The organism is Paenibacillus taichungensis, assembly GCF_003287275.1.
Taxonomy (GTDB): Bacteria; Bacillota; Bacilli; order Paenibacillales; family Paenibacillaceae; genus Paenibacillus; species Paenibacillus taichungensis_A.
Genome location: NZ_QEVW01000032.1, coordinates 18,891 through 30,006 on the forward strand (window position 1 = coordinate 18,891; position 11,116 = coordinate 30,006).

The window sequence follows — 11,116 nt, forward strand, 5'->3', positions numbered from 1 at the left end:
GTGTTGAATTATACTTGTTGAACTTTGATTAAGTTGGTGTTACCGGATTGACCAATCGGTACGCCAGCGGACAATACGATGATGTCCCCTTTTTCGATATAACCGGTTTTAATTGCATTGCGTGTAGCGGACTCGAACATTTCATCGGTTGTTGTTACTTTGTCGCCCATAACCGGAATGACACCGGAGAGCAAGCAGATTTTTGCGAGTACTTCTTCATGCTGTGTAACCGCGATGATTGGTGCTTTTGGACGATATTTGGAGATCATACGCGCCGTAAATCCACTCTCGGTAGAAGTGATGATCGCTTTGGCATTCAGGACGAGGGAAGAGCTAACTGCTCCCTGACTGATAACTTCGGTAATATCAGCTACTTGTTGAGCAGATTTTTGCCCGAATTGTTCTTTGTAATCAATCATCGTTTCAGCACGGCGAGCAACAGCAGCCATCGTGCGCACGGATTGTACCGGATATTTACCTGCTGCCGATTCACCAGACAACATCACAACGTCTGCGCCTTGAAGAACAGCATTGGCTACGTCACTAACTTCGGAACGAGTTGGACGCGGATTCACTTGCATGGATTCCAGCATGTGTGTTGCTACGATAACCGGTTTACCTGCGCGGTTACATTTATCGATCATTTCTTTTTGCATCATAGGCACGTCTTCGATTGGTACTTCAACACCGAGATCTCCACGCGCTACCATGATACCGTCAGATGCTTCAATGATATCGTCCAGGTTAGTCATACCTTCCTGGTTTTCAATTTTGGAGATAATTTGTACATGATCTACACCGCGTTCTTTCAGGATACTGCGAATTTCACGAATGTCGTCGCCTTTACGAACAAAGGAAGCAGCGATGATTTCGATACCGTTTTCGATCCCGAATCCGATGTGCATAACGTCACGTTCCGTTACACCTGGCAAAGTCGTTTTGATTCCTGGCAAGTTAACCCCTTTACGTGGTTTCAAAATGCCGCCGCTGATGATTTTACAGTGAATATCTGAATCTTCCACGGACAGTACAGTCAGATCTACCAAGCCATCATCAATGAGGATGCGATCTCCAGGTTTTACAACGAGGTTCAATTCCGGGTAGTTTACCGAAATACGCTCAGCATCACCAAGAATTTCTTCGGTAGTCAGGATCAGCTCTTTACCTGCTTGCAGATGGCAGGATGCTTCTTTCAGTTTGCCAATACGAACTTCCGGTCCCTTGATATCCATCATAATCGGTACATACGTATTCAATTCAGAAGCTGCTTTGCGGATATTGTTAATCCGTGCCACATGATCTTCCAACTCACCGTGAGCCATATTCAGACGGGCAACAGTCATACCTTCCTGAATCATTACTTTTAACAATTCGATTGAGTCACAAGCAGGTCCCATAGTACAAATAATTTTTGTTTTCAACATGCTATTTTCCTCCTCATATGTTTGCTTATATGTGTATTGTAGCGTTTTCTGTCGAATCAGGGTATGAACTATAGTACAATGATTAGAATATAGTCCAATAATGAGGTGTGTTATGGTCACTCCATTAGAAGTACGACACATCAATGGTGTCGGTTGGTACGAAGAAGCGGTGCAGTCACAGGCCACTTGGCGGTTAAGCTTGGTTACTTATGGAAAATGTGTATATTGGGTGAACGGAGAGAAGCAGATCATGGAGAAAGGAGAGCTGCTGCTGATTCCCGCTGGTATTCCGTACTACGGCAAAAGTATTCCTACCGTAACTCACACGCAAATTGTTGTTCAATTACAGGGGGATCATGCACAAGGTTTGCCCGCGCTGGAACGGACTGAGGCCTTGCGACATAAGCCCGGATGTTATGAACTGATTCATGAACGCATGAAAGCCATCCAACAACAATGGCAGGAACGTCCGTCTTATTATGTCATGATGAGCCAAGCCTTATTGATGGAAGTGCTTATTTATATAAACAGGGAATTGGATCGAGGAGTTATTCCACCGGAGAGACATGTCCATGCGGAGCGGATGAAGCGATACATTGAGCGGCATTACCGGGAGAAAGTTACAAAAGAAGAGCTAGGGGACGAGATCGGTAAAACCCCGAATTACGCTGCCGCGTTATTTAAAAGCATGACGAATCAGACGATCAGCCAATATGTGCATGATCAGCGGATGAAAAGGGCGGTGTATTTGCTTACCGAGTCACAGCTCTCCATTCAGGAAATTGCAGAATTCCTCGGTTACCGTGATCTGTCATATTTCTACCGGATATTCAAGCGTTTAATGGGGAGCCCTCCATCTGATTTGCTCCATGAACGTCCACCTATTGTATGAAGGATAAGGTCCTCATGGTTGCGTTTTGAAAAGTTCTTACATTTAAACATCAATATAAATTGCGCAAAAAAAAGAGGGCCTCGGCCCTCTTTTTTGGTCTCATGACAGTCGAATTACTCCTGCCTTTGCAATATAAATCATATACTAAGCGTTGCTGCTTGTATTTGTAGCCGTGATTGGCTGTTTTGTTTTTTTGCTTGCCAGACCAACTCGAACCGCAACTACATGCACAGCCCAATATGCTGCTTCCGCGAACAGAATGCCGCCAGCTACATCGAGAAGCGAATGCTGCTTCACAAACACCGTCGAAGCAATAATCAGCCACAGCCATATGGACAATGAGATTCGCGCCAGTGGTTTGAAGTTAAGGTGGCGATTGATGATGATGAAGAGCAGATAACTTGTGAGACAATGGATACTTGGAAAACAGTTGAATGGAGCATCATTGGTATAGATAAATTGCACGAGCGCACTGCTTAGGCCTGTTCCGATAGCTTCCGGCCGCGGCACGTAAGTAGGAAAGACCGCAAATACGATATTGGCAGCGATTACTCCTACATTATAGGTAATTATCATACGCCAGAATAGCGATTTGTTCGTTAGACCCAGATAGAGAAATCCAAGATACAGAATCGGCATCCAACTGACATAAGGATATATAAATTCTTTGATAAAAGGAATCTGTGTATCAATCCAGGCATAATTGTAGAAGACATCACTTCCCGTGTTGCTACCTAACAAAACATAAATGGAACCTTGAAGCGGTATACATAAGATTGCCAGCAAATGTCCCCAGCGCAGAAATAATGCTTTCATAGTATCCCCCTGATTTCGTTCTTCATTTCACAGCTTTCATCTAAACTCTCCATATATAAGACGTTGCAGAAGTGTCGTACCCCTGCACCAATTCGTTCTTTTACTAATATAATAGACATTTTAGCACTTGAGCCATACCTGATTGTAAGGTAAAAGCTGTAAGAGGAATTCTCTTTTTTGTTACTTTTATAGTTTTATCCAGAAAAGGGTACCCGAATATTCATAAGATATGATACAACTAAATTGTCATAAAAGTTCATATGACAACCATTAAAAACGAAATGAGGCTGATATAATCTATGAAAACCGTGCAATCCAAGCAAAACCAATCCTTTTCCGCGCGCAGGCCCGTGCTGACGGTAGTCATTATTGAACTGCTCCTTTTGCTGGCAGTTTTCGCGGCAGGTGCGGTTGCGACCGTGAAGCAACTGGACTACACATCACCAGTATTGATGTCATTTATTCCAATTGCCCTCGTGCTCATTATTTATCTAACCCTGCGACGCAAATGGAGAGAGACCGGATTTCGCTCCTTAAAAACCATCCCGGCAAGTCATGCAAAGTATTATATTCCGCTACTCCTTGTACTGGGTACTCTTGCACTGAAAGGATTTACAGAGCTAACCTTGTCCAAGGTCGCCTTTTTTATCTTTTTCACCTTGCTTGTCGCCTTTGTGGAGGAAACCATTTATCGTGGACTGATCTTCAGAACTTTGCTTCGTAAGAGTGCGGTTGCGGCAGTTGTCACTTCCAGTGTTTTATTTTCTATTACTCATATCATGAATGCATTATCCGGTCAGAGTATGGCAGATACCATTCTGCAACTGATCTATGCATTGCTGCTTGGAGCGGCACTTGCGCTGTTAATGTTGAAAAACGGAAATATCGTGCCGCTGATCCTGTTTCATTTCATACATAATTTGATTCAATTTCTTGGGAACGACCGGCAAGATACCGGGACACTTTCATACGATATCTTTATATTGGTTGTGTTGGTTGCTTATTGCGTATGGCTGACGTTTAGCGTTCGAACAAAATCATCTTCTTTAGAGAGTAGTACACCGGGGAGTTCAGTGATTCATTAAACCGTCTTGATCGGACGCTACATAACTCTGTTTACCGCCAGCCTTGGGATCGTGGTATACTTCAGTCTGGCGGTATGACAGGCTTGTTACATAAGTGGGGCCGTTCATCCGTACAATGGATATATAAATAGGTGATATTGTGGAAAAAACAGCACAGGCAGTGGCAGAATGGATGGTACAGGAGATTAAATTCACCGGTACGCTTCATCAGGAAGCTGCAATTGAATATGTAAAGGCCAATTTTGGAGAAGAATTTGTATTCGTGAATGAGAATGGAAATACTTCGTTATCAAAAGATGTGAAGAAAGCCTTCCGCAAGCTACACCGTGGGCAGATAGCATGGGATCGTGATGCTTTTATGTGGGCATGGACGTAGGGTGTTATTATGTGATTGATGGAGCTTTTATGGGTGTATTGGATATGCATGTCAAAATATTTTATAGAAAATGTATAAGTTGGTTCGGATCTGCATATCCTTTCATAAGACCGCAATGAGCGGTAGGAAAGCGACAAACCCTGTTCCAGTGCGTGTGAATAACATGTATTTCCAAAGCTGTTTGAAAAGAAAATACAAAGATTTGCTTTTTGGTGGAAACGGAGTTATAATAAAAACAAGTTGTAGAGAGTGGAAAACCTAATTCACATATTGTAAAGGGCGATCACTTATAGGTTATGACTGGTACCTTTTTCAATGTGTGAATTTTTATTTGCTTGCTGCAAAGAACAAAGGAACATGTTAATCTTTATTTGGAGGTGTAATTCACATGCAAAACGGAACAGTAAAATGGTTCAACGCTGATAAAGGCTTCGGTTTCATCGAAGTTGAAGGCGGAGAAGATGTATTCGTACACTTCAGCGCTATTACAGGCGAAGGCTTCAAAACGCTGGACGAAGGTCAACGCGTGCAATTTAAAATTGTACAAGGAAACCGTGGTCCTCAAGCAGAAGAAGTTGTAAAACTGTAATTAAAGCATAGCTGCCTTTAACATGTTATAATGGTAAAGGCAGCTTCTTTTTTTTGAGCAGTTATAATGAAAGTTGGCCCAATAGTTGTCGAGACAGAAGTCCGGACGGGACAAAACTTCCGCTAAGTAGTGGCTTCTGTGAAATAACGTCGGATTAGATGTTTTTCCATAACAAAGGGGGTAGAAGTCATGTATAATCGCAAAAAACCGTTGGAAGAGATTCCACAAGCTGATGCGGCAATCTGGGAATGTACGAGTGATACGTGCAAAGGATGGATGCGGGACAATTTTGCGTTTGATAGCGTGCCTACTTGTCCGATATGTGCTTCTGAGATGGTTAGCACGACCAGGATGCTGCCATTGCTTGAAAATTCGAATAGTAATCTTAAAACGATGCCTAAAGGAAATCGGATTTAACATAGCTTACCCGCCTCTAACGAGGTGTTTTTTTTTAAGTTGAACCTGACATCTTGTATAAAGGTAAGGGTATTAAATATGAAGTTCCCGGCATTCGTTTTGGCGAATGCCTTTTCTTATAACTTTTTCCCAATTATGTTGAATATTTAAGTGGAAATATATTTAATTTATAGCAATTTGTTTGCTTGAATCTTGGGTTTGAAGTAACGATAAATGAAAAAAACCTTCTCGCATGAAGCGAGAAGGTTTTTTTGATTGTTTAGAAATTTTAGATGAACAGGAACGGAAGCAGAAACAGGGTTGCTACCAGAGCCAGTTCTATCCCTGCTCCAGCTCCATAGCCGTAACGCCCGTAACCCCCGCCGTATCCTCCATATGGACCGTAGGCCGAAGATTTAACTTTCTTTGTTGCAACAGTATTCTTCTTGCTGCTTTTTACAAGTTGCTGTTTGGATTTGACTGAACACAGCCGTGGTCCTTCGAAACATCCGTTCAAATAAATTTTACCATCACGACATTGGCCAAGCGTACCATACATATGCTTACCGTCGTTCATAACGAGACAAACGGAACGTCCAACGTGCGGAGAAACCGTTTCTTCACATACCGGATTAATTCTGTACATGCAAATCCTCCTCAATAGGTGCGGTTGCCGCTTGAATTCAACGGTTTGTATATCATAGTAAAAAGAAGACTGATTGGTATGGACGAGTACCCGGAAATTAGATGGGGAGGAGCCGTTTTTATATTTACTCCATACACTGAAGGGAGTAAAAGGGAGGGATCTCATGGATTATCATGATTTACTGGCCCGGCTTGGAGAAGGGAGTGCCCATCCGGGAGGGTTTACAGCAACGATGCAACTGTTGGATACGCTGTCTCTGCCTGCGCATAGTAAGGTGCTTGAGGTTGGATGCGGTACAGGAAGGACGGCTTGTTATCTGGCTCGAAACGGTTATCGGGTAACTGCGGTTGATCTTAATCGACAGATGTTGGAGAAAGCGGTGCGACGCGCAAGACGGGAGCGCCTGGATATTCGTTTTATTCAGGCAGATGTGAAATCATTGCCTTTTCCGGATCATTATTTTGATGTGGTGTTTGTAGAGTCTGTCACTATCTTCACCCAGTGGCGAAGTACCCTTACGGAATATAAGAGAGTATTGAAGCCGGGTGGTCTCTTCATAGATCGGGAGATGGTGTTATCCGGAAGGAAAACAGAGGTGATGAGCCGAAGGCTGAAACAATTTTATGGAATAAGGACACTGGCAACCATGACTACATGGAAAAAACGTCTCAGACAATGTGGATTTACTGAAGTTCTAGTCAAGGAACAATCTCGTTCCATGGGCAAATGGGGTGTGGATCATGATCCCCATCGGGAGATGGATATGAGCTTGTTTGAGGATGAGCAGGTGCAGCGCATGGGTCGCACCAATGACCGTTTGCTTGCGAGATACGGGAAAAGACTGGGTTATGCTGTTTTTGAAGCAAAGTCATCAATGGATAGCGATAATAAACAGAAAGAGTAGGATCGCTTGATGGCGAGAGGGTGGTCCAATAACGATGTGAAAAAACTAGGCTGATGCCAAATCTGGCATCTAAAAAAGCAACCCACTTTAAAGTGGATTGCTTCTTCTTTGTTCTTGGACTCTATATCCAAGCCAGTGAGTGATGAAAATAGTTCACACCTGAGTTTGGCTGAAAACATTACAACATATCGTTGTCGATAATGCGCCAGTGATGCTTCAGCAGAGCTTCCAGTTGCGGTTTATCTTTGGCTCGAAAAGCGCTTACGATTTGGCGATGTTCCTCATTTACTTCATTAAGAACACTAGATAGCTTGGGTTTGTTGTCACTGACATACGACTGACGAATAAAGCTGTTTTTTAACGTGTTTAACATCTCGATGACAGTGGCGTTGCCGCAGCGCTGGATGTACAGGTTATGAAATTGATATTGATTCTTGCTGTAAGCGGCCAGATCGAGCTGGGTGATATCTTCATCCATTCGTGCAACAATGGCCTCCATCTCCAAAAGTTCAGACGGTTTGAGTTGGTCCGCTGCGAGTGTAGCGGCGAGTGCCTCAAGCGCACCAATGGCCTGCGAGAACTCGAGTTTTTTGCCAGCGTCAAAAGGAGCGACGATAAATCCCCTCCGTGGGATATATTGCAGGAGATTGTCGGAAGTGAGTTGAAATAAGGCTTCCCGAGTAGGTGTGCGGCTGATGTCCAGCTTTTTGCAAATCTCCGCTTCATTAATCTTCTGATTGGGGAGCAATGTCCCGTCCTGGATTTTCTGCGCGATATAATCGTAAACGTGATCTTTCAAGGACCGGTATTTGGGTGCCTCCATACCGAATCCCCCCTTCTGTATATAGTGATGATTGAATGTGTGAGGGTGTAAGCCCTGTAGTGGTGCGCCGTTCGGGAGTTTCAAGTTTTTATCATCTTAACACCGAGGGGGGAGTTGGGCAAGCAATCTTAATGATCTAAAGATATGTTGGTTTAGGGTTGAATAAATTACGTTTTAGGGGACTTTAGCGCATAAATGTGTTGGATTTATTGCTATGCAAATAATTTTTGTTAGCGTTACTTACATTAAAGTCCATATATTGTCCGGTGTATATTGTATACCAATATATTATAGCGCTGTAGGAATATCGTTACATGCTTCCAGCTATCGGCAATGAAATGAATTCATTATTATCATTAAAGGTTTCTCGTTTGTTTCCATGATTGGGATTGCTGAGATTATCTATACGGCTAGAACCGTTCAAGGAGGGAACACGGACTCTACGAATAAATGGAATTAGGTGATAGCGGAAAAAGTGAGCAGGAGTCGTAAATGGTCGTGGCGAAGCATACATTGATATTGTATTTTGTATACAATATAATCAAAGAGAGGTGCTGGGAGTATATGTCAGATTCGAAATTGTTAATGGATTGGTCGGAACGTTATGCTGCACCTAATTATCATCCGCTCCCGATCGTTATTGAGCAGGCGGATGGAGTATGGGTCGAAGATCCGGAAGGTCGCCGTTATATGGATATGTTAAGTGCATATTCGGCACTAAATCATGGGCACAGACATCCAGTAATCATTCAGGCGCTAAAAGATCAGGCAGATCGGGTAACATTAACATCACGGGCATTTCACAGCAGTGCGGCATCACTTTTCTATCAGAAACTCTCGCAATTTACAGGAAAATCCAAAATACTGGCTATGAACACAGGGGCTGAAGCGGTTGAAACGGCCGTGAAAGCAGTACGGAGATGGGCATATCGCTGCAAGGGTGTACCGGAAAATCAAGCTGAAATCATCGTATGCTCCGGAAATTTTCATGGAAGAACACTGACGGTCACCTCTTTCTCATCTTCAGAAGAGTACAAAAAAGATTTCGGACCTTTTACACCTGGATTCAAAATCATTCCTTATGGTGACATAGAAGCGCTTAAGCTTGCGATTACACCGAACACGGCTGCTTTTCTTGTAGAACCCATTCAAGGGGAGGCTGGTATTGTCATCCCACCTAAGGGATATCTTGCTGAAGCTTTTGCGCTGTGCAAACAGCACCGGGTGTTGACTGTGGCAGATGAGATTCAAACTGGATTCGGACGAACGGGACGTCGTTTTGCCTCTGACTGGGAGGGGGCTGAGCCTGATATCTGGATTATGGGTAAAGCGCTGGGTGGGGGAGTGATGCCCATATCAGCTATTGCTGCAAATGCAGAAATACTGGATCTGTTTGAGCCAGGTTCTCATGGCTCTACTTTCGGGGGGAACCCACTCGCTTGTGCTGTGGCTGTTGCGGCACTGGAAGTTCTGGAAGATGAGAAGCTTGCAGAGCGCTCGGAGCGTCTGGGGAATTATTTTATGAAACAGCTTCAGGGAATTCGCAGTTCCGCTGTGCGTGAGATTCGAGGTAGAGGATTGTTCATCGGTGTTGATCTGCATGTACTTGCACGTCCATATTGTGAGAAATTAATGTCTGTTGGACTGCTCTGTAAAGAAACCCATGATACAACGATCCGTTTTGCGCCGCCACTGACCATTACGGAGGCTGAGATCGACTGGGCGCTGGAACGAATTGCTCAGGTGCTGGGTGACTGAATAAACCTTTCATTCTTTAATTACTTCATATAAACAGCGAAGGGGCTGAACTACATGGGAAACAATGATATGGAATCTGCAGGGACGCTGAGTGCTTCTAATGAAACGAGCCAATTGCAATTGCGTCATCATGACGTTGCCATCATTAAGGTTCCTTTTGGATTAGGCGGTGCCCGAGGTGGCGCTGAGCTAGGTCCGGATGAACTCATTACAGCAGGATTGAAACGTGAAATTGCAAGCCTTGGATTGATTGTATCAAAAGAGATCCGTATAGATTGTCCCTCAGAGTCTGTTGTTCCAATTGAACGCAACCGTGTGAAATATTTATCCGAGGTTACACAGGTGAGTGAGCGAGTGTGCAGTGATGTGTCTGGCGCGATAGCGGGAGGTGCTTTTCCACTTGTTCTAGGTGGGGATCACAGTGTAGCCATAGGTTCTCTTGCTGGGTTGTCTGCGCATTATTCCAATCTGGGTGTGATCTGGTTTGATGCTCATGCGGATTTGAACACGGAAGAGCGTAGTCTGTCTGGAAATATGCATGGGATGAGTGTTGCTGCCGCTTTGGGGCATTCTGAATTTAACTTATCTCATATTCCAGGCGCGGGGCCGTTCGTTAAACCCTCCAATCTGGTCTATATTGGCTTACGTGATTTGGATGTATACGAGAAGGAACAGATCCGAGCACTTGGCATCAAAAGCTTTACAATGCATGATATTGACCGGATGGGTATACAACGGGTTGTTGAGGAGGCGTTGGCTGTAGTCGGAGAAGGAACAGATGGTATTCATGTTAGTTTTGATATGGATTGTCTTGATCCACGTGAGGCTCCGGGTGTGGGTACGCCGGTACCAGGGGGATTGAATTATCGTGAAGCTCATTTCGCACTGGAGCTGCTCGCTTCCACCAACCGAGTCACATCCATGGATTTGGTGGAGGTTAACCCGCTGTTTGATCAGAACAGGCATACGGCCCGCCTTGGAGTGGAGCTGATTGCTTCATTGCTGGGTAAACGGATCTTATAACGATTGTATAATTATTTCTTGGGTGGATGAATTCACGCTTATATAGAAGGTAAGGTTAAATCATATAATGTGAGGTTATATAAGAGCCGGGGTCAGACTCACCAATACGATCTTCGACTGAGTGAAGATAGGTATGTGTGACTTCCCTGGCTATAGTTGTTGGATGCAGCTCTTGCTCTTGAATGGATGGGGTGTGAAGTGGGTCTTATAGAGTAAGAATGTTTGGTTATGTGTTGCCTCATGGTTCCTTTAGAAGTGATGGGTATAATTACGAGGGCTCTACTATAGAAGAAAGAGATTGAGATTATCTGATGGAGAATGTGGTTCTAAAGTTTTTTGAAAATAAAGCTTGCATTCCAAAACTGTACATGGTATATTCTAATT

The 11,116-nt window shown here is 43.8% G+C and carries 12 protein-coding genes; 8 read left to right on the top strand and 4 right to left on the bottom strand.

Features of this window, described 5'->3' with window-relative positions; genetic code table 11:
* Window positions 1-8: 8 nt before the first annotated feature.
* Window positions 9-1,424, bottom strand: coding sequence for a pyruvate kinase (gene pyk, locus DC345_RS30075; protein WP_113056265.1), 1,416 nt, complete (start codon window positions 1,422-1,424; stop codon window positions 9-11).
* 112 nt (window positions 1,425-1,536) lie between these two features.
* Here pyk and DC345_RS30080 point away from each other — a divergent pair, with 112 nt between their 5' ends.
* Window positions 1,537-2,316, top strand: coding sequence for an AraC family transcriptional regulator (locus DC345_RS30080; protein WP_113056266.1), 780 nt, complete (start codon window positions 1,537-1,539; stop codon window positions 2,314-2,316).
* A 144-nt stretch (window positions 2,317-2,460) separates the two neighbouring features.
* Here the strand turns inward: DC345_RS30080 and DC345_RS30085 are convergent, their stop codons facing one another.
* Window positions 2,461-3,132: a phosphatase PAP2 family protein gene (locus DC345_RS30085; RefSeq protein WP_113056267.1), complete on the bottom strand. Its 672-nt coding sequence runs from the start codon at window positions 3,130-3,132 to the stop codon at window positions 2,461-2,463.
* A gap of 299 nt (window positions 3,133-3,431) precedes the next feature.
* On the opposite strand from DC345_RS30085, the gene DC345_RS30090 reads away from it, so the two are divergent.
* The 4 genes from DC345_RS30090 (at window position 3,432) to DC345_RS30105 (ending at window position 5,599) form a co-directional block, all read left to right on the top strand.
* Window positions 3,432-4,217, top strand: a complete 786-nt coding sequence (locus DC345_RS30090) for a CPBP family intramembrane glutamic endopeptidase (RefSeq protein WP_113056268.1) — start codon at window positions 3,432-3,434, stop codon at window positions 4,215-4,217.
* 139 nt (window positions 4,218-4,356) lie between these two features.
* Complete coding sequence (locus DC345_RS30095; protein ID WP_113056269.1) at window positions 4,357-4,593, top strand: DUF6953 family protein; 237 nt, start codon at window positions 4,357-4,359, stop codon at window positions 4,591-4,593.
* A gap of 388 nt (window positions 4,594-4,981) precedes the next feature.
* Window positions 4,982-5,182 (top strand): cold-shock protein, encoded by a 201-nt coding sequence (locus tag DC345_RS30100; RefSeq protein ID WP_024633772.1) that lies wholly within the window; start codon window positions 4,982-4,984, stop codon window positions 5,180-5,182.
* A 189-nt stretch (window positions 5,183-5,371) separates the two neighbouring features.
* Window positions 5,372-5,599 (top strand): cold-shock protein, encoded by a 228-nt coding sequence (locus DC345_RS30105; RefSeq protein ID WP_024633773.1) that lies wholly within the window; start codon window positions 5,372-5,374, stop codon window positions 5,597-5,599.
* Between the two features lie 268 nt (window positions 5,600-5,867).
* On the opposite strand, the gene DC345_RS30110 is transcribed toward DC345_RS30105, so the two are convergent.
* Window positions 5,868-6,224 (bottom strand): hypothetical protein, encoded by a 357-nt coding sequence (locus DC345_RS30110; protein ID WP_090905386.1) that lies wholly within the window; start codon window positions 6,222-6,224, stop codon window positions 5,868-5,870.
* Between the two features lie 163 nt (window positions 6,225-6,387).
* Between DC345_RS30110 and DC345_RS30115 the strand changes: the two genes are divergently transcribed.
* Window positions 6,388-7,128: a class I SAM-dependent methyltransferase gene (locus DC345_RS30115; protein ID WP_063568135.1), complete on the top strand. Its 741-nt coding sequence runs from the start codon at window positions 6,388-6,390 to the stop codon at window positions 7,126-7,128.
* A gap of 178 nt (window positions 7,129-7,306) precedes the next feature.
* Here DC345_RS30115 and DC345_RS30120 read toward each other — a convergent pair whose 3' ends face one another.
* Window positions 7,307-7,951, bottom strand: a complete 645-nt coding sequence (locus DC345_RS30120) for a GntR family transcriptional regulator (RefSeq protein WP_113056270.1) — start codon at window positions 7,949-7,951, stop codon at window positions 7,307-7,309.
* Window positions 7,952-8,515: 564 nt separating this feature from the next.
* Between DC345_RS30120 and DC345_RS30125 the strand changes: the two genes are divergently transcribed.
* Entirely contained in the window at window positions 8,516-9,709 is a 1,194-nt protein-coding gene (locus tag DC345_RS30125) for an ornithine--oxo-acid transaminase (protein WP_113056272.1), read from the top strand.
* A 54-nt stretch (window positions 9,710-9,763) separates the two neighbouring features.
* A complete protein-coding gene (gene rocF, locus DC345_RS30130; RefSeq protein ID WP_258530926.1) occupies window positions 9,764-10,732 on the top strand; it encodes an arginase in 969 nt (322 codons plus the stop codon).
* Window positions 10,733-11,116: the final 384 nt, after the last annotated feature.